The sequence below is a fragment of the Rhodococcus sp. D-46 genome (genome assembly GCF_011290655.1).
Taxonomy (GTDB): domain Bacteria; phylum Actinomycetota; class Actinomycetes; order Mycobacteriales; family Mycobacteriaceae; genus Rhodococcus_F; species Rhodococcus_F qingshengii.
Window position 1 is genome coordinate 353,724 of the sequence record NZ_JAANTF010000002.1, and the last position, 24,126, is coordinate 377,849.

Consider the following 24,126-nt stretch of genomic DNA (forward strand, 5'->3'; position numbering starts at 1 on the left):
AGGATCCATGGAAGGTCAAGCAGTTCGTGAATACGGTGCGTACATCGATGGAGCGTTCCGAGCCATCGGCACATCCACCTTCGAGGCGCGTGACGCCGCTTCCGGCGCTCTACTCGCCACACTGTCCCGATGCGGGGCAGAAGAAATCAATGATGCGGTCGAAGCCGCCAGGCGGGCATTTCCTGCATGGGCGAACCTGACCACTGAAGAACGATCCGCAAAAATCTTGCAGTTTGCCGCGCTCGTGGAGGATCGAACCGAAGAGCTTGCCCAACTCGAGTGCAGGGATACCGGGCGGCATATCAGGGAGATGCGAGAGGACTATCGAGCCGCCGTCTCACACCTGCGATACTTTGCGTCAATCTCGTTGGCCCACCATGGCTTCGGCCGCGAGTTGGCATCGGGATACCTGGTCGCGAAGCGAGTGCCATTGGGCGTATGTGGACAGATCATTCCCTGGAATGATCCCGTGGTGATGACGGCATTCAAGATCGCGCCGGCTCTCGCAGCCGGAAACACCGTCGTACTCAAACCTGATGAAAATGCCTGTGTTTCAGTCATGGAGCTGGCCAGGATCGCCGCCGACGTGTTTCCCGCAGGCGTTTTCAATGTTGTCCCTGGTCTTGGCGAGGAAGCCGGCGCCGCCTTGATAGACCATCCGAAGGTCAGCAAACTCGCTTTCACCGGAAGCACCGAAGTCGGCCGACTCGTGGCACACGCCGCAGCATCCCGGCTGATCTCGACCACTCTCGAACTCGGCGGCAAGAGTCCCAGCATCGTGTTTCCTGATATCGAGGACATCGATGCAGTGGTCGCCGATGCCACCGCGGGTGTCCTCATGTGCAACGGCCAATCCTGCCTGGCCGGAACACGTCTCTTCATCCACGAGGATATCTATGACGCCTTCGTGGAAAAACTCGTCGCAGGATTCCGATCATTGCGAGTCGGGCCGCCACTCGAGGAGGACACCGAACTGAGTGGATTAATCCACAAGGAACATGCCGATCGTGTGATCTCGATAATCAATTCCGGAATCGAAGAAGGCGCACAAGTACTTACCGGCGGCAACCGAACAGTAGTGCCGGGATTCGAAGCCGGAAACTTCGTCGAACCGACAATTCTGGAGGTCACGAACTCGATGCGAATTGCGCAGGACGAAATCTTCGGGCCTGTTTTGTGCGTCCTCAAGTGGAACAATTACGAGCAAGTGATCACAGAAGCCAACGACACTCCATACGGACTCGCTGCTGGGATCTATACCTCGAACCTGAAGAACGCCATGGAAACCGCGGACCGTCTCGATGCGGGCTGCGTCTGGATCAATCAGTACTTCAATCTGGGAGGCGGCGTCCCCTTCGGCGGATTCAAGGAAAGCGGTCTCGGGCGAGAGTTCTGCCTCGAGACGCTCAACGAATACACCCAACTCAAATCCATCACTGTCGCCACGTCGACGCCCACGACAAACCAAGGAAACACACATTGAATATCTCGGGAAATACCATCTTCATTGCCGGCGGAACCTCCGGTATCGGGCTCGCACTTGCAGTGGCATTGCAGAACGAGGGGAACAAGGTAATCATCGGTGGACGGCGATCCACTCTGCTGCAAGAGATCTCGAGCAAGCATCCGAAGATCAGTACCGTCGTCATCGACGTAGACGACCCGAAATCCATTCGAACGGCGTATGAATCCGTAACGGAGGACTTTCCCGATCTGAACGTCCTTGTGACGATGTCGGGAATCATGTACCCGGAGGACCTGAAGAACCCGGACTTCCTCGACGTCGCCGAACGAACGATCACGACGAACCTACTCGGGACTATTCGACTGGTCGGCCAGTTCATTCCGCATCTGTTGACGAAGCCGACCGCCACCATCGTCACTGTGTCATCCGCCGTCGGCTTCGTCCCACTTCCCATCACGCCCACGTACAACGCCACGAAAGCTGCCGTTCATCTCTTCACCGAGAGCATGCGCGTTCAACTCGCCGATACTTCGATCCAGTGCATCGAACTCATCCCACCGGGCGTCCGCACCACACTGATGAACCAGGAGAACTCGGAATCGGCTCTACCCCTTGATGATTACATCGAAGAAACCATTGCTCTACTGAAAGCTGACGACAACGCCACAGAGATTGTGGTCGAAGCGGCCAAGCCACTTCGTCATGCCGAGATCAACGGTGAGTACCAGAACGTGCTGAAAATGCTCAGCTGACAGTGCCGAGTTGACACACATCGCGCAACGCTGGAGAGGGCAGTACCCTCTCCAGCACAAAGGATTTCAGCGAATATCCCCTTTAGACACCGTTCCGGAGTCCACGAACTGCATGATCGATGATCGAGCGCACCGTGTTGTCGTCGATACTCGCGTGCCCCACCAACATCCGGTAGATCAAGGGACCGAAGAAGAGATCGATCGCTTCCTCGATCTCGATGTCGTCGCGGAAGTATCCGGACTCAACGCATCGTCGAATCAGTTCGGCGAAGCCGCGACGACGTTCGTCGAGGAAGAAGGTACGGAAGTATGCAGCCGTCGTCGGGTCGTTGGCACACGCGCCGACAAGTTCGGCAAAGATCGACCCGAGTGGACCTCGGTAGAACCTTCCGATGTCCTCGAGGTAATCGTTCAAATCGTCTTGCGCACTGTCGGTCTCCGGAAACGTCAAGTGCCGGGCCATGAGCACACCGAACGCTTCAGCGGCGATCGCCTGCCGCGACGGCCAGTGCCGATACAGCGTGACTTTGCTGACGCCCGATTGCTCGGAGATCGCATCGATGGTCGCCGCCTTCATTCCCCCGGATTTCAGAAGCGCTTCCGCTGACCGAAGGGCCTTCTCGTGGGCCGCCTCGCTACGTGCACCGCTCGGAGGAGTGAGCAGTCCAGCCTGGGCGCCGGCCGAGTCTCGAAACACGCCGTCATCGGGAGCGCGCTTACCCATGTCCACTCCTTCGTCCTTCAATACCGTGCAGCACAGAACATTTCCCGGAATCGGACAACCCGGAACAGCCCAAGGCAGCAGCTCGTCGCGACAGCTACTAGTCGTATCGTACACATGGCATCCTGAGCAGAATTAGCAAGGCCACTTCAAAGATCTCAATCACATTGCGTCCATGCATGATTCAAACAACCGGCGCAAGCCTCTCGTTTATTACTCAAAAGTAAGATAACGTGTGGTCGTCATCACACCAGCCCGTCAAGTACCGAGAGACATACGAAACCGAAGGGTCGATCGTGGCATCAAAGATTCTCTTTCAGGGAGCGGTGGCGCTGACAGCCATTGCACTCACAGGCATCACAGCACCTACTGTCGCCGCGCAACCGTCGGCGGATTCCTTCTATCAGTACGACGGTTCGGCACCGCTGTCGTCGTATCAGCCTGGGGCCGTGCTCAAAACGAGAACCTTGCCCTATCACGTCGTCAACATTCCTACCCCGTTGCAAGCCGTACAGGTGTTGTACCGGTCGACCGACGCTCTCGGCCGGCCGTCTGCGAATGTCACATCGATTCTTCGACCACCCAATGCCCAGCCGGACAAAGTTGTCTCGTTCCAGTCTGCCTACGATTCGCTGAACCCGGAAGACGGACCGTCACGAGCAATCGCGGGGGACACCCCGATCGGCAGCCTTACCGTCAGCGGGCGCAATGTCGCCTTCGGCGGGACTCTCGCTTCCGGCGAAGCCGTCATGTTCGGTCCTCTACTGGCGCTGGGCTACACCGTCGTCATTCCCGACACCGAGGGCCCGAACGCGGACTTCGCGGCAGGACCCGAATACGGAATGATGACTCTCGACTCCCTCCGTGCCGCTCGCAACACATCCGAGACAGGTATTTCCGACTCAGCCGAGATCGGTCTGATGGGATACTCGGGCGGAGCAATCGCCACCAACTGGGCGTCCATCCTCGCGCCGGACTACGCCCCGGACATCAACGAGGACCTGATCGGCGCCGCCCAGGGTGGTCTGTTGGTCAACCCGGCAAACAACCTCCGGTACGCAAACGGAAGCATCGGTTGGGCAGGCGTTGTCGGGATGGCGGTCGTCGGACTTGCCCGTGCCTACGACATAGATTTCGACCCGTATCTCGGCGATCGCGGACGCGAACTCCTACCTCGGATCGAGGATGCCTCGATCGGGAACGTCATCCTGCAGTACCCGGGGGTGACCTGGCAGGACCTTGCCAAACCAGAGTATGCGAACCCCAACTCGGTGCCCGAGTACGTCGACGTGGCCAACAAGATCAACATGGGCAACGCGCCGATACCCACCATCCCGATGTTCATCGCTCAAGCCGCAAACGGAGCCCTCGAGGGCACCCAGCCAGGTGGACCGGGCGTCGGCCCTGGCGACGGAGTCATGGTTGCCGGGGACGTCCGCTCACTCGCCACTCGCTATTGCGACGCAGGTTTGTCCATCCAGTACGACCAGTACGACACCATCAGTCACGTTCCGGGTGGCGCGCTGTGGCACCCCAGCGCCATCACCTGGCTCAACGACCGTTTCAACGGAAATCAGTTGCCGAACAACTGCTCGAACATCGCACCGGGCAATTCCCTGGCGCCGGAAGAACACGCGGTGGGCTGACGAATCCAACAGTCGCATCAGATACCGATTGCCAGATCGTCGATGTCTGCGAGCGTGCCGCCGTTTTCGAGGATGCTCGTGTAGTTCCGAAGTCGGTTCTGATCTATCTCGGTAGTGCTGACCCCTCGCTTCCAGTACCCGAAGACAACTACATCGTCCTTCGCCAGGCCGACTGTCTTGCGGAAATGCGCTCGAATGGCTCGCATCTCGTCCCGTTCCCCGGCACCCCACACCGCGTAGTCTCCTGGGTTATCGAGTTCGACGGCGTACCCGGCGAGGCCGTCTTCGACATGGTGCAGCTCGAGGCCGGGGATCACGGGTAGTTCCGCGAAAGCCTCGGCGTCACCGGTGGCGACCCAGCCGACGCCGGTCAGTCCCTCGGGCCACTGAAGCAGAATCGAATAGAGGGCAGGTATCGCGGTGTCGTCGGCGAACAGTGCGACGCGGCGCCCGGCGATCTCGGGAACGAGGAAGTGCGGGCGAGGACCGGTGAGTGAGAACGTGTCACCCACACGCAGGTCGGCGGCCCACCTCATCATCGGGCTGGTGTGGCCGTGCAGCACTACGTCGAAGGTCATCGAACTGCTCGGCGCGTTGCAGGTGCGCACCGTGTAGACGCGAGAGACGTCGCCGTACTGCGGACCGAGCTGGATGCGAAATGCGACGTTGGGCCGCAACCAATTCGGGTCGTCCGCCGACGAAGTCAACTGGACGGCGATGCGCAAGATGCTCTCGGTCGGCCGTTCGACGCGTTCGACGACGGCAACCACGTCGTTGAGACCGCGGTCGTGGTCTTCTCCGCGTGGCGCCTTTGCCGACGCAGACGTTTCAGTTTCTTCAGGTCGAGATGCGGTAGTCATTGATATCTCCTGATCGGTGGTTCAGTTGTGGACGGGTAGCTGACTGACAGGTCTTCGATCACGCGGAACAACAAGTGGCCGTCCGGTTTCCGGGTCTTCGAGAACCAGCGCCTCGAGGTCGAAGACTTCGCGCAGTAACTCAGGGGTGAAGACGTCCGAGGCACTGCCCTGCATGACAATTTTTCCGGACCGCATGGCAACTACGTGCGTGGCATATCTGGCCGCGAGGTTCAGGTCGTGCAGGACCGCGACCAATGTTCGACCGGACTGGTGGAGTTGGGAACAGAGGTCGAGAACCTCGATCTGGTGTGCGATGTCGAGAAAGGTGGTCGGTTCGTCGAGCAACAACACCGGGGTGCGCTGCGCAAGCGTCATGGCGATCCATACCCGCTGACGTTGTCCCCCACTCAGCTCGTCCACCAATTGGTCTGCTGCATATCGCATTCCGACTTCATTCAGGGCCTCGGAGACAACATGCTCGTCTTCGGGTGACCACTGGCGCAGCATGCTCTGATACGGATATCGGCCGCGGGATACGAGGTCTGCGACACTGATCGCTCCAGGAGAGAGCGGGGACTGTGGCAACAGGGCGATTCGCCGGGCGACTTCTTTGGTTCGATAGGACCGAATATCGTTACCGTCGAGCACAACACGACCCGATCGAGGTGCGAGCATTCTGCCGAGCGCACGCAACAAAGTCGACTTGCCACACCCGTTCGGTCCGACGACGACGGTGAACCCTCCATCGGGGATCTCGAGACTCAACTCGTCCACGATGGTTCGATCGGCGTACCGTAGTTCGATCTTCTCGGCACGCAGCCGCGATGTTGGGGTGGCAGTAGTCATGAATCTCTTTCGTAGCGAGTTTTTTCAGGCCTGACGAGCGAGCAGCCAGATCAGATAGGCACCACCGAGCAGACTGGTGACGAGACCGACCGGAGTGCGGAGACCGACCTCGACCGCTTGCGCGATCAAGTCGGCGCCCGCCAGCAGAACTGCGCCGAGCAGGAAGGAAGTCGCGACAAGAACACCGCTGCGCCGTGCCAACCGTCGTGCGATCTGGGGAGCGGCGAGCGCCACAAATGCGATGGGGCCGGTGGCCGCGGTCGCCGCGCCGGTGAGCGCGACCGCAAGCAGAATGCCGGCAAATCGGTATCGCTCCACGGAGATCCCGAGCGAGGACGCAGCGTCGTCGCCCATCTCCATCATGGTGACGCGCCGGGACACCACGACGAGAGCAGGAACGAGAACACCGACGGCGATCGCAACACTGACCGCGTGTGGCCAACCGCGCCCGGTCAGCGAGCCGGCCGTCCACTGCTGCACAACGGTGGCGTCGTCGATATCCGCACGCACCACCAGGAACGACATCACGGCGCTCAGCATCGCGCCCACGCCGATACCGACCAAGACAAGTCGAAGACCACCGCTGACGCCGTCTTTGCGTGCCAGCGCGTACACCAGAAGCGCCGTCAGCATGCCGCCGAGAACAGCGGCGCCCGCGGTCTGCAGTACCCCGCCTCCGAAGAAGACGATCTGAACCACGGCTGCAGTCGCAGCGCCGGTGGTGAAACCGATGATGTCCGGCGAGCCGAGAACATTGCGCGAAAGCGTCTGGAAAACCGCGCCGGCCACACCGAGGCTTCCGCCCACGCCGATCGCCGTGATCAGCCGCGGCAGCCTGCGATTCTGGACGGACCGAACCGCCGCTGGGGCGCCTTCGCCGTGCAGGGCACGCAATACTTCACCCAAGGACAGATCCAGGGTTCCATACATCAGCGTGGCAAACGAGAGCGCCGCCAATGCCGCACTGATTGCCACGGCTACGAACAGCACTCGCGGAACTATCCGCCACGAGTACGACCCGATTCGAACCACCCAACCGCGGAACAGCGGTGGAACCGGCTGCGCTGCAATCGCATTCACAGCGACGCCACCCGCCGCGAGCGAACAAGCGCAACAAACAAGGGGCCACCGAGCACCGCCACGGCGATCCCCGTCTGCAGATCTCCCGGCGCTGTGGCAACGCGACCGAGAACGTCGGCCAAGAGCAGAAATGCCGGGGCGACAACGAGCACGCACGGCAGAAGAAATCGCAGATCCGGCCCGACGACGCCGCGCACGATGTGCGGCGCAGCCAGGCCCACGAATCCGAGCGGTCCAGCCGCCGCAGTTGCGGCCCCTGCCAGCAGGATGACTGCGACAGCGGATCCGACCCGTGCGGGTCCGGTGCTGGCACCGAGCCCTTTGGCGACATCCTCGCCGAGCGCGATTGCGTTGAGTGGACGAATCAGCAACAACGACAACACGATACCGACGATGACGAAGGGCAGAACAGTGACGATCACGTCTCCGCCGCGGCCTTGCAACGAACCCACTGCCCAAAATCGGAACTGATTGAATGCGGCCTCGTTGCTTATGAGAACCATGCTGGTGAGAGCCGTGATCGCCGTCGCAACAGCGGCACCGGCAAGCGCCATGCGCGCTGGGGTCGCGGCGCTGCGATGCGCCGACCCCAACATGTACACACCTACCGAGGCAACGGCCGCGCCGGCAAGCGCGAACCACAGATAGCCGCCGACCGAAGTCACCCCCAGATAGGCAATCGCAATGACGACTGCTGCTGATGCTCCGGCGTTCACACCGAGTAGTCCCGGATCGGCTAGAGGGTTGCGGGTGATCGACTGCATCAGCGCGCCGGCCAGTCCGAGCGCGGCCCCGACCACAAGCCCGAGAATTGTTCGAGGCAAACGTGATTCGATCACAATCAGGTGCTCGTTGTTACCGGCGTCGTAGGAAAGAACTGCATCGAGGACAGTGGAGACGGGGATGTTGCGTGAGCCGATGACGAGTCCGCCGACGGATGCCAGCACGATTACAACGATGGAGACGAGGACCAACAACCCCGCACGCGCTGCCGTCCCGGACCGCAGTGGCGCTTCGGTCCGGGACTGCACAGAAACACCCACGCGGTCATCCACCGAACGTGGACACCAGCGACTCGACCGTCTGCTTTGCACTGAAGTAGTCGAGACGGAAGGCTGCCGTTCCCATCGCGTATACCCGATCACCCTTGACCGCAGGTTGATTCGCAAGGAGCGGGTCGGCCGCGAGTTGCTTCTCCACGTCCTTGGGCCCCATCGAGACGGCAAACAGCGTCTGCGCCCCGTCTAGTGCGGCAGAGATGTTTTCGGAGCTGACGATCGCGACGCCGGAGGCACCCCGCTTGTCCGGAGCGACAAACTGCTCGGCGGGCTCGGCATAGGTGAAGCCGAGCGAGGCCAGCAGATTGCCCTGCGGGCTGTCGGCTCGGAACGTCCAGACACCGTCGGCACCCATGTAGACCAGTGCCGTCACCGGCTGCTCGGGAAGTTTGATCTTCGCGGCTTGGGTGGTGACCCAGCTGTCGTATTCGTCGACGGTTTTGGCGGCCTCGCTCTCGAGTCCGGTGACAGTCCCGAGCTGATCAGCGAGCTCCTCCCAGGAGCTGGCGCCGTAGTCGAGAAGAACAGTGGGTGCGATGTCGCTCAGCTGTGAGTAGGCATCGAGTGTCGAGTCGCCGCCGTTGGCGGAGCCGATGATCAGATCGGGCTCGAAGGTCTCGATCGCGTCGAGGTCCAGCTCGAGATTTCGGTAGAGCACCGCGACGCCACGATCAGCCGCCACGCCCGACCACTGGGAGAAAAACCCCTGGTCATCGGTCATTCCCGACGGCGTTGTCGCCGCACTCGCGACCACCGGCGCTCCGATCGCAAGCAGCGTGCCGGTCAACGACGGCGAGGTGGACACGATCCGAGTCGGCTTTGCAGTGATCTCGGTACTGCGGCCGCCGTGATCGACGGTGCGCGGCCAGCCCTCGGTGGCCCCGGAGGTTTCCTGGGTGCCCTCGGTTCCGGTGTCACTACCTGACGAATTCGAGCAGCCGGCAAGAGCGAGGGCGACGACCGCGGCGAGTACTGCCGCCGTCGGGCGTAGAGATCTGCGCATGAGTATGTGGCTTTCTGAAGATACGAGAGTGCGCCGCTGCGAACACAGTCGGCAGAGGTAAAGTTAGCCATACTTAAGTCGCAAGGGTTGTCCAGGAGCGCCAACGTGTTACCACTGTCGGGAAGGTCGGACGCAATCGACTTGGGGCCGATCCGCGCCTGCCGCACCGAGCCAAGCATCGGCCGCTCACCGCTGTTGTTCTGGGTTCTCGCAGGTAGTGGACGCGTCAGGACCGGATCGACCGTCTACGAGGTGCCGGCGGGCGAGTTGTTGTGGATCCCGGCGAGCGTGCGATGTTCGATGGAGACGGACTCGGATTCCGTCGCGTTTCCCATCCTGCTTCCGCCCTCGAACGGCGTCAGCGCCGGGCCGGCTACCGTGACGCGTCTGCGCGTTCCGCCCGGATGGGAAGACAGACTGATCCACGAGTTCGTTCACAACCTGGGCTATCTGCGCGGCGACGCTGCACACCCGTCGTCCTTGTTCGAAATGATTACCCGGGCCGACGACGGGGCCACCTCGCTGCCGCAATTGCCGCAATCACGGGAAGCGTTCGAGATCGCGCACGCCCTGTTGCGAACACCTGGCACCGACGACACCGAGGCACAATTCGCGAAGCGTGCCGGGATCAGCATTCGAACGCTCCAGCGATACTTCGTGGAAGAAACCGGCCTCACCTTCACGCGCTGGCGGCTTCGAGCTCGGATCGCCGCGTCGTTGGAGTACCTGAAGCAGGACCGCGAGATCGGTTGGATTGCAAACGAAGTCGGCTTCGAAACGGGCAGCGGATTCACGCGTGCGTTCCGGTCCCAGATGGGAGAGAGCCCGAGCGACTATCGCCGCCGGGCCCTCTCCGGTCCAACCGATCGCAGCGTGGACACCGACAACGATCAAGCATTGGTCCGTATGCTCGCAGAGCCCAGGCAGCCCGGGGAAACAGCGCCGCCGATACCGGCCAATGCGACGTGGCCGCGCGTCAACGGCGCCCACGTCGCCGTGTGGGTCTACCGAGGCCAAGCCCGGGTGGACGTCGCGGACCGCAGCTGGGAACTGCGCACCGGAGAGGCCATGATTCTTCCTGCAGGCGTCCTCAATACCGTCACGGTTCCGACTGGTTCACTGCTTCTGCCGCTCGGCTTCCGTTCCTCGAACGGGTCGACCGTATCTGCCGACGCCCTCGAGACCGTGCAGTTCTCCCCCGCTGACGAGTTGGCATTGCTGCACACTTTCGTCGCCGCCTACACGCCCTTGCGCCCGCGCGGCCACGACAGCGCCACGGCATTCGACATCATTGCCACCGGCCCTCTTGCACAACCGGTTTCGAACACCTCGCCCGCCGATTCGATTGCCACACGACTGGCAGCGACGATCGCCGCCCGCCCGGCCGACCCTCGCACTCTGGACGAGTGGGCGCAAGAGTTCGGTACTGACGCGGCCAGGCTGCGCCGGGAGTTCCGTATCGAAACCGGCACCACGTATCCGCAGTGGCGATCGCTTTCACGGATGACCCAGGCACGCACCCAACTCCAACTCGGGGTTGCACCCGGCACGGTGTCGAGGAACCTGGGTTACGCGCACCTGCCCGCATTCAGCCGAGCGTTTCGCACTGCGCACGGGATCTCACCGCAGCGCTTCCAAGCCCAGTCCGTCGAACGCGCCCTCTGGTTACGTTCTGTGCCGCGCGCCGCGGAGCCGAGCGCTCGGGTTCTTCACACCCACTGAACGAGTTGCCACACGATTCCGTTGGGGTCGACGAACTGGCAGTAACGCTCACCCCACGGTTCCGTCTCCGGTTCGGTGACGACGGAGGCACCTTCAGCAGCGATGCGGGCGAACTCGGCGTCGACATCGTCGACCACGAATGCAATGAGCAAGCCTTGACCGGCCGGACCTGCGACGAAGTCGGGCTTGAACGTCCCGAGCCCGGTGCGCAGGAAGACCACGTTGACCCCGGCATCCGGATGATTCAGGGAAACGAAGCCGTCATCGGCCATGGCCTCGGTGAAACCGAAATGGGTTTTCGCGAAGTCTGCCGATGCGTCGGTGTCGGCGACGTTCAAGGACAGAGCAGTGCTGGTGATTTTCATCGTGGGCCTCCCATGATCGATAAACCTTATGCAGTGCATACAGTATGCACCGTATAAGGTATACCACCGTTGAGGTATTCCCGATTTCTGGAGACGACTGATGGCACGCGAACTGATCGACCTGCTCTGGCGCGATCACCCCCTCGCGCCGAAGGGTGGCACCCGCGGCCCGCGAGCGAAGGTCACCACCTCACAGGCGGTCGACGTCGCGATCTCCGTCGCGAATACCGACGGCCTCGACGCCGTGACGGTCCGCCGATTGGCCGCCGAACTCGGAATCTCGGGCATGGCGGTGTACACCCACGTCGGATCCCGCGACGATCTGCTGGTGCTCATGGTCGACGCCGTACACGGACGCAGCCCACTCCTGCCGTACGGGAACATGACCTGGCGCCAACGTGTGCGTCGGGTCGCCGAGGAAGAACTTGCCCTCTATACGGAGCATTGGTGGCTCCTGGACATCTCCGATCAGCGCTCCGCGTTGGGTCCGGGAACTATCGCGAAGTACGACCACGAACTTCACGCCTTCGACGGCACGGGACTGAGCGACATCGACCGGGACTCCGCCCTGACATTTGTCGCCGACTTCGCCCGATCCTCGGCGCAAGCGCGGCGCCCTGACCCCCGAGCAACCGACATGGCCGAGGTGTGGTCGACCTGGAACCAGCGTCTGGCTGCTTATCTCGGCGACGACTTCCCGCTGGCGCAGCGAGTCGGAGGGGCGGCCGGCGAGGCCAAGAACTCCCCGTACAGCCCCGAGGCGGCCTGGGAGTTCGGGCTGGACCGGGTACTGGACGCCCTGGACGGCCTCATTCACATCGAATGACATTCCTGCAATTCGTGGGAGACAATGTGTCCGTGCAGCGTTTCGGTTGGTCTCGACGGTCCGACGGCGACCCTTCGGTGTTCGAACCGCGAGAGCTGTTGCACGCCTACGAGAATCGATCGACCCGAGAGGTACGAGATTCCGGCGAGCTTCTCATCGAGATTCCGCTGAGCGACGCGAGCATCGTCGAGATCACCGTTCTTGATGCCTCTGCGGGCTGGATCGACTCCCGCGTGCGAGGACTCTGCAGTTCACTGGACAAGATCGACCGCCGGGCTCAACGCGTACTTCGAGGGGGATTCAGCATCGGCTGGATCGAACTCGAATCGGAGCGCCACGGCGTCATCGACTACTGGGAAAACGGGGTCAACAACGAATACCCCATCTCCATCGTGTGGAACGGAAACTGCTGGGAAGAAGCGGCAAGCACCTAGCCTCGAAATCAGCGGCATATATCCACGAAGACGGGGTAGACGAGTAGATACCAGCGGCACATCGACTCAACTCCAGGCGTGGTGGACAATGTTTCTCAGCGACCAGTCAATTCGTCACCACACCCGTCGTTTCGGAGCAGCTCTGTCGCCTTCACACAAGTGGCCTCCGCCCACCGAAACACAGCGCATCGCACGCTGGAGTGAGCGGTCGGAGATGCTCGGCGCGCTGTCGGTACTCCTGTTCTGGGCTTTCGGCTTCGGCATCCTGCTGGGCGTCGGCGCGATCACAACAGGAATCTTCGCGCTCCGACGTCACCCGAAGAAGTCTGGCGGGCATCTGCTCTCGAATGCCCGCCAGCTGCCATGGGATGCAATAGTCGGCCTCTTCACCGGATTCATCGGTCTGGCACTGAGCGGCTGGTTCTTCGTCGTGGTCCTACCCAACATGTAGCCCTCTGCTAGCCGAGTCCGTTCGCGGAGGTGGCCAGCGCTCGGAGTTCACGTCGGAGGATCTTGCCGGTAGTGGTGAGCGGCAAGCTGTCGATGAACGTGATCTCCCTCGGGTACTGGTAGAAAGCAAGGCGACTTTTCACGTGGGTCTGCAACTCCTGACGGAGCTCCTCCGAGGAGTTCGACCCCTCGGACAGTACGACAAAAGCGTGAACCGCTTCGCCGCGCAACGGATCCGGAACACCGATGACACCTGCCATGGCTACCTCGTCGTGCGAGAGCAGGCACTCTTCGATCTCTCCGGGGCCGATTCGGTACCCCGCGGACGAAATGACGTCATCGGCACGTCCCTGGTACCAGAAGTTCCCGGCGTCATCAGTCCGACCCAGATCACCGGTGTGAATCCAACCGTCGTACACCTTTTCATCGGTCTTCGACGGCTGGTTCCAATATCCGAGGAACTGTCCGGGGTTGCCTGCCTTCACACAGATCTCGCCTACCTCACCAATCTCGACCGGCTCGCCGAGTGGATCGAGGAGGGTGACTTCGAAGCCGGGGAAGGCGCGGCCCATCGAACCGCTGGCGGGACTCCACTTCGACCGCGACGTGCCGATGGTCAGATTCATTTCCGTCTGCCCGTAGAACTCGTTGACAGCTACGCCGAGAGTGCTCGCAACCCAGGCTTGCAGCGCGTCACCGAGTGCCTCACCACCGGTTCCCAATGCCCGCAGCTGAATACCACGCGCAGCATTCTTGTCGACGCCGATGCTTCGCATCTGCTTGAGGGCAGTGGGAGGAATGAAGGCGCCCGTCACCTTGTGACGGCTCAGAATCTCGACCGCACGCGAAGGCGTGAATTTGTCGGGCGTCGCAACTACGGGGCACCCCAACGCAAGTGCGGGGAACAGTACGTCGAACAAACCACCGATCCAGGCCCAGTCTGCCGGCGTCCAGAAGACGTCTCCCAGCTGCGGAGCATTGTCGAACGCCGTCCGCATACCGGGCATGTGCGCCAGGAGAATTCGGTGCCCGTGGAGCGCGCCTTTCGGATTCCCGGTCGTCCCTGAGGTGTAGATGATGATGGCATGTGAATCGGGGCCCGTGGCTACCAGTTCACTACTTTCTGCGGCATCGTCGACGAGGCTGTGGAAATCGAGGATTTGCACGGGCGTCGAATCGGAGAGCCGATCGAGCCTTCCGACCACGATTACGGCTTCGAGACCCGGTATCTCACCGATTCCGTCGGCAACTCTTTCATAGCAGTCCTTCTCGACCACAAGAACTTTCGCGCCGGAGTCACGCATCCGATGTACTAACGCATCCGATCCGAACTTGACCGAAAGTGGAACGGTGACCATTCCGGATCGGAAGGCGCCCAGATGTGTCGCCAGAACCTCGATTCCCTGTGGGACCATCACACCGACGCGATCGCCTGAGACCAGGCCGAGATCCGCGAGCACGGTCGCGAACTTTCGGCTCATCGTGGCGACTTCACCGAATGTGTACCGCGCCCAGTGCCCACCGGTGTCTACGACGAGGGCCAGATCATCGGGATTCTGTACATCGACACATGCGTGCGCAATGTTGAAATGCTCTGGCACAGCCCATTCGAAGTGTTCTGCTTCGAGGTCCTGCCACCATGACATATGCCGCCGAGAACTCACCGAGCACCCACTTCGAGGTCGAGGGAATGGGTCTCGCCTACCAGGAATGAGAATTCGCCGGAGAAGACAAGGTCTCCGTCTTGGTTGACGAGTGAGCCTTTCGACGTCACGATCGCGGTCTCACCGTCCGAGCGAGGGCGCACCGACAGCACTTCCGACACCGCATGCACCGAGTCGCCGAGGTAGGTCGGCCGGTGGAATCTGACCTGATCGAGCCCGTAGAAGCACTGCAGGTAACGGGGGTCCAACTCCACCAGACCGAGCAAGGTGGACAACATGAGGGCACCGTGGGCGATCTGGCGACCGAAGCGCGTCTGCTGCGCGTAGTCGGGGTCGAGGTGAAGGGGATGGCGGTCCCAGGTGAGGTCGGCGAAACTTCGCACATAGTCTTCGGTGACGACCCGCGGGTCCGTCACCGCAATGTCTCCGACAGAGATCTCTTCGAAACTCTTTGTGATCATTGAAGTTTCCTCTATTAGTTGACAACCGTGGAGCGTTGATCGACCGGCGGCAGATACGCCCCGTTGTCATCGATGTACATGTCGCGACTTCCTTCGTCGAGGTCGGTGTCACGGACGAAGTAGACGCTGATCAGCGAAATAACAGACAGGGCAGCGATATACACAGCGACCGCAAGCGATCCACCGGTTGCGCGAACCAACATGGCGGCAACCATCGGCGCGATTGCACCACCCAAGAGCACCCCGATCTGAAAAGCGATGGACGCTGCGCTGTACCGCACCCGTGCGTCGAACAGTTCCGCGATGAACGTCGCCTGCGGCCCGTACGAGATGCTGAGCATGAATGCGCCGACTGCCAATGCGCCGGTGGTGATCCAGAAGTTGCCGGTATCTATCGCGGCGAATGCAACGAAGACCCACACTCCCATGCCGGTGATGCCGACCATCAGGATCCGGCGTCGGCCGAATCTTTCGGACAGTTGACCGAAGATCGGAATGAAGATGACTGCAACGAGCGCGGACACCATGACCGCTCCGAGCATGAGGTTTCCGGACAGCAGATCGAACTGATCGGCGTAGGTCAGGCTGTAGGTGTTGAGGATGTAGAAGTAAGCGCCCGTGCTGATCATCGAACCTGCGGCAAGAATGATTTGACGAGGGTAGTTCTTGAACGCGTCGACCATCGGAATCTTGACCGCAGTGTTCTGCTGCTTCACGCGAGCGAATGCGGGAGTCTCTTCCAATGCGGTGCGAATGTAAAGCCCGACGGCGACCAACGCGATACTCAGCAGGAAGGGAATTCTCCACCCCCACACCAGGAATTGGTCCCCGGTGAGCGCCTTGGTGCCGAACATGACGGCCGTCGCCAGCAGAAGGCCAGCAGGCACACCGACCTGCGGCATACTGCCGTAGAAGCCGCGGCGGTTCTTGGGTGCGTATTCCACAGCAGTCAGAACTGCACCGCCCCACTCACCCCCGACGCCGAAGCCCTGAATCAGTCTCAGCAATACGAGAAGAATCGGGGCCCACACACCGATCTGGGCGGAGGTCGGAAGGACGCCGACCAGGAACGTCGCTGCTCCCATCAAGAGAAGTGCGAGCACCAAGACCTTCTTGCGTCCGATGCGGTCGCCGAAGTGGCCCATCACAACACCGCCGAGTGGCCGCGCCAGGAAGCCGACCGCGAAGGTGGCGAAGGAAAGAATTGTCGCCAGCGCGGGGTCTGCGTCCGAAAAGAACAGCGGCGCAAAGACCAACGCGGCGGAGGCGCCGTAGATCTGAAAGTCGTACCACTCGATCGTGGTGCCGACCAGAACCGATCCGGCCACACGCCGCAGGGCAGGCCTGTCGACAGTTGCGGGAGATGGGGGATTCGCGTCGTTCATGTCATTGCTCCTTGTATGGAGTGCCCTGTTAGCTCTCGCACCGAGAGGGAGGCTCGACAAGGAGACTATGCAGTGATCCAGGGCACAGTCAAGCTTTTTTCAATCGATCGATTGATTAGTTGAGATGCAATTTACCAGTACACAAACAGCTATCAATCGACTGATTGACAGCCGGTCGATTTCGGCGGCGATGCTAGCATGATTGGGCAACCAACCGAAATGAGGATCATGGACCTGGGGCGCGTTCAACGGGCGGCAGTCACGCTGTTCGCGACGAAAGGATTCGCCGCCACCGGCATTCGTGAGCTCGGAGCCGAAGCCGGCATCAACTCGGCAACGCTCTACCACTACGTCGGCAGCAAAGAGTCACTGTTGGCCTCGATCATTCGGTCCTGCCTCGACGAGCTGACGCAGTCGGGAGAGCGGGCAATGCGCCGAAGCGCCGATCCCGTAGTCCAGCTCGCCGGCCTGGTGTCGTCACACGTCGGCATTACCGCCGTCAACCAACTGACTGCCCGCGTCGCCGAGTACGAGATGCGCGGGTTGACCGGAGACAACCGCATCGAGTTGCAGACCCTGCGCGACGAGTACGAGCAACTTTTCGGACAGATCCTCGAACGCGGACAACGCGTGGGCGCCTTCGACATCGAAGATCTGGCATTGAGCCGACTCGCGATACTCGAGATGTGTACCGGGGTCGCGCATTGGTACCGGCCCGGTGGGCGTCTCGAGTTGGAAGATGTCCAGCGATTCTTCGTCAGCACCACGTGCAAGCTTCTGTCGGTTCCGTCCGACGAACTGCACGGTGTGGAGTTCATTCACGACGTCCGAAAGCTGGACAGCGAGCCCGAGACTCAGTCCTCCGAGATCTGGGGAACCACTGCACAGAGCGAATTCGCGCGACAGTCCGAGCTTTAACCGCCCCCCGAAACTCCCGGCTCTGGTACGAACTGAACGTGCAACTACCCGCGGACAGTCCTGTTCACAGCGAGTGGTCGTGGGACACCGGCGGACCGCTGTCGCACGCATCCGGACGAATGCAACAGACTTGCGCGCGTGCCGATCCTCGACGTCGACGGCTATCTCGACAGCATCGAACGATGCCGACACCGTTTTCCTGAATTGCGGATACTCACCGGCGTCGAGTTCGGACAACCGCACCTGCACGAAGCGCAGGCGTCGCACCTCCTTGATCTCGGTGTCATCGACCGGGTATTGGGTTCCTTGCACACGCTCGAGGTCGGCGACGATCGGAGTGAACCGAACACTCTGTTTCGAAAGTGGAGTGCCGACGAAGTCATGTGGGCATACCTCGATGAGATCCCGCGTATGGTGGCTGGCTCTCGGACCTTCGAGGTGTTCACCCATATCGACTACGCGGTGCGTGCATGGCCGATCGAAAGTGCCGGACCTTTCGATCCCCGTCGATTCGAAGAGGGATTCCGAAATGCGATGCGCGCCATCGCCGACAGCGACCGGATCCTCGAGATGAACACCCGTCGGCTGTTGCCCTGGATACCCCAATGGTGGAGCGAAGAGGGAGGTAAAGCGGTGACATTCGGCAGCGATGCACATGTGCCCGAAGCTCTGGCAGCCAATTTTCCGGAAGCGACCGCGATGCTCGCGCACTACGGATTCCGTCCGGGTCAACGTCCCGAAGAGTATTGGACCCGCTGATCCGCCTGATTCCCAGACCGATATTTCCGTGAACTCGGGTTGTCGGAGACGGATCAACCCGCAATAGTCGATGTATGGATCGGTACAAAATCACGATGCCCGACGGCTCTTCGACCGAGGAACCTTTCAATTCCGACAAGGAAGCAATCACTTGCGCAGTGGATGCGAACCGAGGAGTCAGCAAGAACCTCGTAGTCGAAAAATACACGGCCGACGGTCATCTGGTTCCAACCGCGCAGGCGCCTGCGAAACACACAGGTCGTCACAAGAAGAACCGTTCGAAGAGTTGAAAACTCGACTAGTTCACAACTCTCGAACTCGGTGTGAGGCGACCGGATGCGTGACGCAGAAGTAGTTGGATCGCGTGCTCGACAGTTGCACCGAGGACAGCTTCGGGGTCGCCCGAGAAAACCTGCTTCTCCGTTTCGGCGGTCCCATGGTCGACGACTCCGAACCACACAGTTCCGGGTCGAACGTTCTCCTGGGTATCAGGACCGGCTTCACCGGTGACGGCCAGCGCCAGCGACGCACCCATCAGTGTGGCGGTGCTGTGCGCCATGACCCTGGCTGCCTCTTCGCAGACCACTGGCCCGTCCGGAACATGAAGTACGGAATGTTTCACCTCGCGGGTGTACGCGACGATCCCACCACAAAACCACGATCCGGCGTCCGGTGCCTTTCCCAGATGTGCGGCGATGTTCCCGGCAGTCAACGATTCCGCCGTCGCCACCGACAGACCGTGTTCCTCTACTGCCGCAGCCAATTGCCTGCACATATCGTCGAGATCCTTGTCCGACGGAAGCTCGGGTCGTGGATCGCCCTTCATATGTTCCTCCTCCTGCAGTCCGATCGGTGACTTCGACAAGACATTGAAAGTTCTTGAATGCCCATTCCAACCGTGCCTTACAGTTCACTGCCCCCTTGCGAACTGCACCCTTCGAAAGTGCGTCGAGCGCACTCGTCGATCACATCAGCCACACGTGACCGACGCGCGAGTTGACGGCGCTGCACGATCGCCCCGTTTCCGCTACTGAAGACCTTGTCCAAGGACGCCGTGACCTGCTCGAACTCGCCGAATGCAGTCAACGCAGGTTCGACGTGATCCACCAATTGCCGAACCGCTTGGTGTGCAGTCAGCAAGCGCACGGACTCCACGTCCAACGACCTCCCGTCGAGTCCGTCACGCGCCGCCCGCCAGCAAGCCGCGCGGAGTAGCTCGTGATCGACAGCAGGCGCTGCTTCACCTTTCGTGATCGCGGCGGATGCGGTACCGACGAGTGCCTGCACCAGTGTGGCCAGAGTCATCGTCTCCTCCACGGTGGCGGGCACGTCGCTGATCCGAATCTCCACGGTGGGAAGGTGATCCGACATGCGCACATCCCAATAGACCATGTGTGGATCGAGAATGACCCCTGTCTCCAGCATTGCTGCAACAGCATCTTCGTAGTGCGCCACGGACTCGAAGTAGGGCGGCGGACCCGAACTGGGCCATCGGCCGAACAGAACGTAACGCCAACTCGCATAACCGGTATCGCGACCGGCGCTGATCGGAGAGTTCGCCGTCAGTGCCAACAAGGTCGGTAACCATGGGCGCAGATGGTTGATGATCTGGACCGATCGTTCTCGATCTTCCACACCGACATGAATGTGGCAACCACACATCACACCTTCGGTGATCGCTCCGAATTGACCGGCCATTCGCTGGTATCGCGACGTTTGAGTGATCTCGTCTACCGGCGGATCGTAGAACGGCGTCCCGACTGCGATGAGTTGACAACCCACACGGGCAGCGGCGTCGGCGGTGACGGCACGCGACTCACAGAGTTGATCACGAAGATCACGAATATGGTTTCCGATCGACGTAGACGTCTCCACCTGACAGCGCGTGAGTTCGAGTTGCAGCGAGATACCGAGTTCCCGCCCGGCGGCAGCAACCTCGGAGTTGCGCAGAGTGGGATGTCCAGTCTGCGGATCGCAGAGCAAGAACTCCTCTTCGACACCGAGAGTCGGTGTACCTACCGAGAATATGTCGGGAGTCGGCTTCGCGTTCATAGGGCTTCCTCGCACCGGTTTTCATCCACATCCGATACTTCGAGCGTACGACCTTCTACCCCTTTCGGCACTACTCCGACCGTTTCATCCAGTCACCGATCGGGTAGTTGCCCTGTGGACCGACGACGAGCGAAGAATCGCAAGTCTTCATGAGCTCAGGATGGAGTGTGCCGTGACAAACGCGAGCGAAAGTTCACCGGTAGATGACGAACACACAAATCGATCGCACGTAGGGGAGGCAATCAGCGACGGTCGCAACTATCCCGGATACCTGCTGATCGGGCTGGGTCTGGCAACACTCGGATTGACCTTGGTGGCAGCAGGTTACGGATTTCGTGGTTGGGCAGTCATTGCCGGCGTCGTGTGTGTGGTGTCCTTCATCGTCGGAACACTGGCCATCTTGGTGGAACACCGACGGGTCAAACGACTGGAAGGTCAGGAACTCTTCGATCAAGAAGGGCACTGAACCGACCGCTCGAGTCGTATTCTGCTCAAGCAGAATACGACTCGAGCAGAACACAGCTCAGTGAGTGCGGAGCTGCTCGATCAGCTCACTCTTGTTCAGCTTCGAATAGCCGTGCAGATCGAGTTCCTTGGCACGTTTCTTCAGCTCGTCGACTGTCCACTCCTCGTACGGCGAGGATTGTCCGCCGGACTTGGCGACATTCGACCGCCCTCGATTGGCGGCCGCATTGGAGATTCGGGCCGCCTTCTCCTTGGAATCGCCCTTCTCGCGTAGCTCTTCGTAGAGTTCTTGATCCTTGAGTTGAGGTTGTGAGTCCTTGCGAGCCACTGTTTCGTCCCTTCACTCGTCTTCACTCCGACGGTGTGGCCGAACTGGCAATTCGGCCACACCGCAGGTTCGAACGTACGTCGGCACTCAGGATGTAGGCGGCACCTCGAAACGCCCCCACACGCGGTGCGTCTTCAGAAGCTGAGCCAGCGAGGCGAGCGCTCCTTCCGCGTCTGCATCGACGACGACTCCCAATGCAGACTCGTCGATACCGGCCGCAGCCAGCGTACTCATGCTCTCTCCCCAACCACCAATTGCCTTGCTGTGACGATACATTTCGTTCAGCAGAGTCTCCACCCGTGGATCCAACTTGCCCTCGCCGATCCGAGAAACGTCGCCGCTCAGCAGGATTGCATCGAATTCGATCGAACGAGCTGTGAGGTACGTTCGCTGCACCGTCACCGCGTCGTCACCGTCCCCGATGGTTCCGCCGTGCGGGCCGAGGATCAGCGGCACCATGCCGGCGTCGAAGATCTTGTCTCGAACGGCGACAACCGTTTCGAGATCGGAGTTCTCATCGACCAGTAGTGCGATGATCCTTCCGTCTACCGGCCATTCCGCACCAACCTGGGACAGTGCAGGGCTGAGCTCCGGATCACTCAACGGCTCGGTCGGTTCGGGAACCGGAAGGCCAAGCCCCCCTGCGACGATCGACACGAGACCCGCGTCGATATTTGCCAAGATGCCCAGATTCCGGGTCTTGATGTTCTCCTCGTAGCACTTACCCAATTCGAAGGTATACGCCTGCGCGACGTGCTCCTGTTCGACAGGGGAGAGACTGCGATAGAAGAGTCGAGCTTGCGAGAAGTGATCGTCGAACGATGCCGGCGCCTGCCTCACCTTTCGCCCTGAAACTTCTTCGGGCACCTCGATATAGGCCGCGCTCTCCGCCGAGGCCAAGAACGGGCACCCACCGTCCAACGAATTGGGATGGTACGGCGCAACTCCGGTATGTACACCGTCCTGATGAAAGCCGTCGCGAAGCATGTCGTTGACAGGCGCGTGAGGCCGGTTGATCGGGATCTGATCGAAATTGGGGCCACCGAGTCGCGTGATCTGGGTGTCGAGGTACGAGAACAAACGTGCCTGCAGGAGACGATCGTTGGTGATGTCGACACCCGGAACCAAGTGACCCGGATGGAATGCAACCTGCTCGGTCTCGGCGAAGAAGTTCGTCGGATTGGCGTCGAGTGTCATCGTTCCGATGACCTGAACCGGCGCGAGTTCTTCGGGCACGATCTTGGTGGGATCCAATAGATCTATGCCTTCGAACATTTCGTCTTCGGTATCAGGGAACACCTGCACGCCCAGATCCCAGGACGGATATGCGCCCGCCTCGATGGCGTCGGCAAGATCGCGTCGATGGAAATCCGGATCCACACCGCCGGCGATCTGCGCTTCCTCCCACACGAGTGAATGCACTCCGGCGGCCGGCTTCCAGTGGAATTTCACCAGATTCGTCTCGCCGTCGGCATTCACGAGCCTGAACGTGTGAATACCGAAGCCCTCCATCATGCGATAGGAGCGCGGGATGCCGCGATCGGACATGTTCCACAATGTGTGCGCCGTGGCCTCGGTGTGCAGCGACACGAAATCCCAGAATGTGTCGTGCGCGCTCTGCGCCTGCGGGATCTCGCGGTCCGGGTGGGGCTTCGCGGCATGGATGATGTCCGGGAATTTGATGCCGTCCTGGATGAAGAACACCGGGATGTTGTTGCCCACCAGGTCGAAGACACCTTCGTCGGTGTAGAACTTGGTGGCGAAACCGCGTGTGTCGCGTACGGTGTCCGCCGAACCTCGTGAACCCAGCACCGTCGAGAACCGCACGAACACCGGGGTTCGAGCACCGGAAGCGAACACCGATGCTTTACAGATGTTTTCGGCCGCGCCATTCGCCAGGAACGTTCCGTGTGCAGCCGCCCCGCGGGCGTGGACGACGCGCTCCGGAATTCGCTCGTGATCGAAGTGTGTGATCTTCTCACGCAGGTGGTGGTCTTGAAGAAGAGTCGGGCCGCGCTCGCCGGCAGTGAGTGAGTGGTCGGTCTCGTAGAGACGTGTACCGGTTGCGGTGGTGAGGTACTCCCCCCGCTGGCCGCGACCATTTCCCTTCACCTTCTCCTCGGCACCCGCGACGGTACGCACCTCCGGCTGCCGCTGGTCATCCTTGGGCGGCAACGGCTGTCGAGGCTTGACCGGCTCTTTCAGGTCCGGCGCTTTCGGGGCCGGTGCACCTGGGACGGACTGAGATGAAGGCATCGAACAGCTCCTCTTGATCGTCATGCTGGGCGCAAGAATCTTGTTACGCCTTATGTAAGTAGAGATTTCAAACTGAACGCGGAGCCACGACTCACCCCCGGCTGGGATCACTCCCAGGCCGAGGGTGACGAGTGCGTCAGGGCTATTGCTCGGACTTCTGTCGCGCTTCGTCCGCGGCCGCTTCTGCGCGAGCCTTCTCGGCTTCTGCCTCTTTCTTCGCGACTTCTCGCTGGCTTTCGGCCTTGTCCTGCTGGGCGCGGCCCTCTCGGGTCAAACTGTCGTTTCCGGAAACCGCACCCACGGCTTCCTTGGCCTTACCCTTGACGTCCTCTACGACGCCTTTGATTCCCTCGCTGGGACCGCTCTTGTCATCTGGCACGTTGACCCTCCAATACGTTTCGGATTGTTGCTCAGGGATCCCACACAGGTAGGAATCCCCCACAGAAGGCCCTACCCCGTCGAAATTCGCATAAACATCCGTGCACCGACACGCCGCAACGCGTACAAGAAGCGGCCACCGAGAGGAGAGCCGTTCACTCTCGTGTGTTATTCAGTGCTCATGAGCCAGCTACAGACCGATCCCCCCGTGGGCGGAAACGCTGTCCACGAT

25 protein-coding genes are annotated in these 24,126 nt (G+C 60.9%); 10 read left to right on the plus strand and 15 right to left on the minus strand.

The annotated features are described in order from the left end of the window. The first annotated feature begins 7 nt into the window (after window positions 1-7). Entirely contained in the window at window positions 8-1,483 is a 1,476-nt protein-coding gene (locus tag G9U53_RS06290; protein ID WP_165638472.1) for an aldehyde dehydrogenase family protein, read from the plus strand. Next, window positions 1,480-2,217 (plus strand): SDR family NAD(P)-dependent oxidoreductase, encoded by a 738-nt coding sequence (locus G9U53_RS06295; RefSeq protein WP_054188305.1) that lies wholly within the window; start codon window positions 1,480-1,482, stop codon window positions 2,215-2,217. Before G9U53_RS06290 ends, G9U53_RS06295 begins: the two co-directional genes overlap by 4 nt. 82 nt (window positions 2,218-2,299) lie before the next feature. On the opposite strand, the gene G9U53_RS06300 is transcribed toward G9U53_RS06295, so the two are convergent. Then, on the minus strand, window positions 2,300-2,941 hold the full coding sequence (locus tag G9U53_RS06300; RefSeq protein WP_058038428.1) for a TetR/AcrR family transcriptional regulator: 642 nt from the start codon (window positions 2,939-2,941) through the stop codon (window positions 2,300-2,302). Window positions 2,942-3,234: 293 nt separating this feature from the next. On the opposite strand from G9U53_RS06300, the gene G9U53_RS06305 reads away from it, so the two are divergent. Further along, window positions 3,235-4,584 (plus strand): lipase family protein, encoded by a 1,350-nt coding sequence (locus G9U53_RS06305; RefSeq protein WP_165638473.1) that lies wholly within the window; start codon window positions 3,235-3,237, stop codon window positions 4,582-4,584. A gap of 17 nt (window positions 4,585-4,601) precedes the next feature. Here G9U53_RS06305 and G9U53_RS06310 read toward each other — a convergent pair whose 3' ends face one another. From G9U53_RS06310 to fepB, 5 genes are read right to left on the minus strand one after another with little or no spacing between them, the layout of a single operon-like run. Continuing rightward, window positions 4,602-5,444 carry a siderophore-interacting protein gene (locus tag G9U53_RS06310; RefSeq protein WP_058038429.1) on the minus strand — a complete coding sequence of 281 codons (843 nt, stop codon included), beginning with the start codon at window positions 5,442-5,444 and terminating at the stop codon, window positions 4,602-4,604. A 21-nt stretch (window positions 5,445-5,465) separates the two neighbouring features. Beyond that, entirely contained in the window at window positions 5,466-6,290 is an 825-nt protein-coding gene (locus G9U53_RS06315) for an ABC transporter ATP-binding protein (protein ID WP_007735712.1), read from the minus strand. A 24-nt stretch (window positions 6,291-6,314) separates the two neighbouring features. Beyond that, the gene (locus G9U53_RS06320) at window positions 6,315-7,370 is read right to left on the minus strand and encodes an iron chelate uptake ABC transporter family permease subunit (RefSeq protein WP_082661421.1); all 1,056 of its coding nucleotides are present in this window, start codon (window positions 7,368-7,370) and stop codon (window positions 6,315-6,317) included. Beyond that, window positions 7,367-8,413 (minus strand): iron chelate uptake ABC transporter family permease subunit, encoded by a 1,047-nt coding sequence (locus G9U53_RS06325; RefSeq protein ID WP_225320184.1) that lies wholly within the window; start codon window positions 8,411-8,413, stop codon window positions 7,367-7,369. The genes G9U53_RS06320 and G9U53_RS06325 overlap by 4 nt, the downstream gene beginning before the upstream one ends. Before the next feature lie 4 nt (window positions 8,414-8,417). Next, a complete protein-coding gene (gene fepB / locus G9U53_RS06330; RefSeq protein WP_058038432.1) occupies window positions 8,418-9,431 on the minus strand; it encodes a Fe2+-enterobactin ABC transporter substrate-binding protein in 1,014 nt (337 codons plus the stop codon). 105 nt (window positions 9,432-9,536) lie between these two features. Between fepB and G9U53_RS06335 the strand changes: the two genes are divergently transcribed. After that, a complete protein-coding gene (locus G9U53_RS06335) occupies window positions 9,537-11,153 on the plus strand; it encodes an AraC family transcriptional regulator (protein ID WP_165638474.1) in 1,617 nt (538 codons plus the stop codon). Here the strand turns inward: G9U53_RS06335 and G9U53_RS06340 are convergent. Then, entirely contained in the window at window positions 11,141-11,518 is a 378-nt protein-coding gene (locus G9U53_RS06340; RefSeq protein WP_003943112.1) for a VOC family protein, read from the minus strand. The genes G9U53_RS06335 and G9U53_RS06340 overlap by 13 nt on opposite strands. Window positions 11,519-11,618: 100 nt before the next feature. On the opposite strand from G9U53_RS06340, the gene G9U53_RS06345 reads away from it, so the two are divergent. From G9U53_RS06345 to G9U53_RS06355, 3 genes are all read left to right on the plus strand, one after another. Beyond that, a complete protein-coding gene (locus G9U53_RS06345; RefSeq protein ID WP_165638475.1) occupies window positions 11,619-12,344 on the plus strand; it encodes a TetR/AcrR family transcriptional regulator in 726 nt (241 codons plus the stop codon). Next, window positions 12,341-12,778, plus strand: coding sequence for a hypothetical protein (locus G9U53_RS06350; RefSeq protein ID WP_165638476.1), 438 nt, complete (start codon window positions 12,341-12,343; stop codon window positions 12,776-12,778). The genes G9U53_RS06345 and G9U53_RS06350 overlap by 4 nt, the downstream gene beginning before the upstream one ends. Window positions 12,779-12,866: 88 nt before the next feature. After that, a complete protein-coding gene (locus tag G9U53_RS06355) occupies window positions 12,867-13,229 on the plus strand; it encodes a hypothetical protein (protein ID WP_225320185.1) in 363 nt (120 codons plus the stop codon). Between the two features lie 7 nt (window positions 13,230-13,236). Here the strand turns inward: G9U53_RS06355 and G9U53_RS06360 are convergent, their stop codons facing one another. Genes G9U53_RS06360 through G9U53_RS06370 form a run of 3 tightly spaced genes read right to left on the minus strand, consistent with a single transcriptional unit; the run spans window position 13,237 to window position 16,738 of the window. Then, the gene (locus G9U53_RS06360; RefSeq protein ID WP_230359254.1) at window positions 13,237-14,892 is read right to left on the minus strand and encodes an AMP-binding protein; all 1,656 of its coding nucleotides are present in this window, start codon (window positions 14,890-14,892) and stop codon (window positions 13,237-13,239) included. After that, complete coding sequence (locus G9U53_RS06365; protein WP_003943225.1) at window positions 14,889-15,353, minus strand: MaoC/PaaZ C-terminal domain-containing protein; 465 nt, start codon at window positions 15,351-15,353, stop codon at window positions 14,889-14,891. The genes G9U53_RS06360 and G9U53_RS06365 overlap by 4 nt, the downstream gene beginning before the upstream one ends. 14 nt (window positions 15,354-15,367) lie before the next feature. Continuing rightward, on the minus strand, window positions 15,368-16,738 hold the full coding sequence (locus G9U53_RS06370; RefSeq protein WP_136471026.1) for an MFS transporter: 1,371 nt from the start codon (window positions 16,736-16,738) through the stop codon (window positions 15,368-15,370). A 219-nt stretch (window positions 16,739-16,957) separates the two neighbouring features. Here G9U53_RS06370 and G9U53_RS06375 point away from each other — a divergent pair, with 219 nt between their 5' ends. Further along, window positions 16,958-17,656: a TetR/AcrR family transcriptional regulator gene (locus G9U53_RS06375; protein ID WP_225320187.1), complete on the plus strand. Its 699-nt coding sequence runs from the start codon at window positions 16,958-16,960 to the stop codon at window positions 17,654-17,656. A 138-nt stretch (window positions 17,657-17,794) separates the two neighbouring features. Continuing rightward, entirely contained in the window at window positions 17,795-18,415 is a 621-nt protein-coding gene (locus G9U53_RS06380; RefSeq protein ID WP_242692434.1) for a hypothetical protein, read from the plus strand. A 298-nt stretch (window positions 18,416-18,713) separates the two neighbouring features. Here G9U53_RS06380 and G9U53_RS06390 read toward each other — a convergent pair whose 3' ends face one another. Together G9U53_RS06390 and G9U53_RS06395 are read right to left on the minus strand one after the other, a co-directional pair. Continuing rightward, entirely contained in the window at window positions 18,714-19,241 is a 528-nt protein-coding gene (locus G9U53_RS06390) for a CinA family protein (protein WP_165638477.1), read from the minus strand. A gap of 77 nt (window positions 19,242-19,318) precedes the next feature. Next, window positions 19,319-20,467 (minus strand): glutamate--cysteine ligase, encoded by a 1,149-nt coding sequence (locus tag G9U53_RS06395; RefSeq protein ID WP_165638478.1) that lies wholly within the window; start codon window positions 20,465-20,467, stop codon window positions 19,319-19,321. Between the two features lie 160 nt (window positions 20,468-20,627). On the opposite strand from G9U53_RS06395, the gene G9U53_RS06400 reads away from it, so the two are divergent. Beyond that, on the plus strand, window positions 20,628-20,933 hold the full coding sequence (locus G9U53_RS06400) for a hypothetical protein (protein WP_165638479.1): 306 nt from the start codon (window positions 20,628-20,630) through the stop codon (window positions 20,931-20,933). A gap of 57 nt (window positions 20,934-20,990) precedes the next feature. Here G9U53_RS06400 and G9U53_RS06405 read toward each other — a convergent pair whose 3' ends face one another. The 3 genes from G9U53_RS06405 to G9U53_RS06415 all read right to left on the minus strand — a co-directional run bounded on the left by G9U53_RS06405 (window position 20,991) and on the right by G9U53_RS06415 (window position 23,895). Next, window positions 20,991-21,260 carry a Rho termination factor N-terminal domain-containing protein gene (locus tag G9U53_RS06405; protein WP_058038440.1) on the minus strand — a complete coding sequence of 90 codons (270 nt, stop codon included), beginning with the start codon at window positions 21,258-21,260 and terminating at the stop codon, window positions 20,991-20,993. Window positions 21,261-21,347: 87 nt separating this feature from the next. After that, window positions 21,348-23,516: a catalase gene (locus G9U53_RS06410; protein WP_058038441.1), complete on the minus strand. Its 2,169-nt coding sequence runs from the start codon at window positions 23,514-23,516 to the stop codon at window positions 21,348-21,350. Between the two features lie 142 nt (window positions 23,517-23,658). Continuing rightward, window positions 23,659-23,895 carry a CsbD family protein gene (locus G9U53_RS06415; RefSeq protein ID WP_003943084.1) on the minus strand — a complete coding sequence of 79 codons (237 nt, stop codon included), beginning with the start codon at window positions 23,893-23,895 and terminating at the stop codon, window positions 23,659-23,661. Window positions 23,896-24,126 lie beyond the last annotated feature (231 nt).

Coding starts and splice junctions, on each gene's coding strand:
- G9U53_RS06290 (WP_165638472.1), top strand. CDS start 8: ATGGAAGGTCAAGCAGTTCGTGAATACGGTGCGTACATCGATGGAGCG.
- G9U53_RS06300 (WP_058038428.1), bottom strand. CDS start 2,941: ATGGGTAAGCGCGCTCCCGATGACGGCGTGTTTCGAGACTCGGCCGGC.
- G9U53_RS06310 (WP_058038429.1), bottom strand. CDS start 5,444: ATGACTACCGCATCTCGACCTGAAGAAACTGAAACGTCTGCGTCGGCA.
- G9U53_RS06315 (WP_007735712.1), bottom strand. CDS start 6,290: ATGACTACTGCCACCCCAACATCGCGGCTGCGTGCCGAGAAGATCGAA.
- fepB (WP_058038432.1), bottom strand. CDS start 9,431: ATGCGCAGATCTCTACGCCCGACGGCGGCAGTACTCGCCGCGGTCGTC.
- G9U53_RS06340 (WP_003943112.1), bottom strand. CDS start 11,518: ATGAAAATCACCAGCACTGCTCTGTCCTTGAACGTCGCCGACACCGAC.
- G9U53_RS06345 (WP_165638475.1), top strand. CDS start 11,619: ATGGCACGCGAACTGATCGACCTGCTCTGGCGCGATCACCCCCTCGCG.
- G9U53_RS06350 (WP_165638476.1), top strand. CDS start 12,341: ATGACATTCCTGCAATTCGTGGGAGACAATGTGTCCGTGCAGCGTTTC.
- G9U53_RS06355 (WP_225320185.1), top strand. CDS start 12,867: ATGTTTCTCAGCGACCAGTCAATTCGTCACCACACCCGTCGTTTCGGA.
- G9U53_RS06365 (WP_003943225.1), bottom strand. CDS start 15,353: ATGATCACAAAGAGTTTCGAAGAGATCTCTGTCGGAGACATTGCGGTG.
- G9U53_RS06370 (WP_136471026.1), bottom strand. CDS start 16,738: ATGAACGACGCGAATCCCCCATCTCCCGCAACTGTCGACAGGCCTGCC.
- G9U53_RS06375 (WP_225320187.1), top strand. CDS start 16,958: ATGAGGATCATGGACCTGGGGCGCGTTCAACGGGCGGCAGTCACGCTG.
- G9U53_RS06390 (WP_165638477.1), bottom strand. CDS start 19,241: ATGAAGGGCGATCCACGACCCGAGCTTCCGTCGGACAAGGATCTCGAC.
- G9U53_RS06395 (WP_165638478.1), bottom strand. CDS start 20,467: ATGAACGCGAAGCCGACTCCCGACATATTCTCGGTAGGTACACCGACT.
- G9U53_RS06400 (WP_165638479.1), top strand. CDS start 20,628: ATGGAGTGTGCCGTGACAAACGCGAGCGAAAGTTCACCGGTAGATGAC.
- G9U53_RS06410 (WP_058038441.1), bottom strand. CDS start 23,516: ATGCCTTCATCTCAGTCCGTCCCAGGTGCACCGGCCCCGAAAGCGCCG.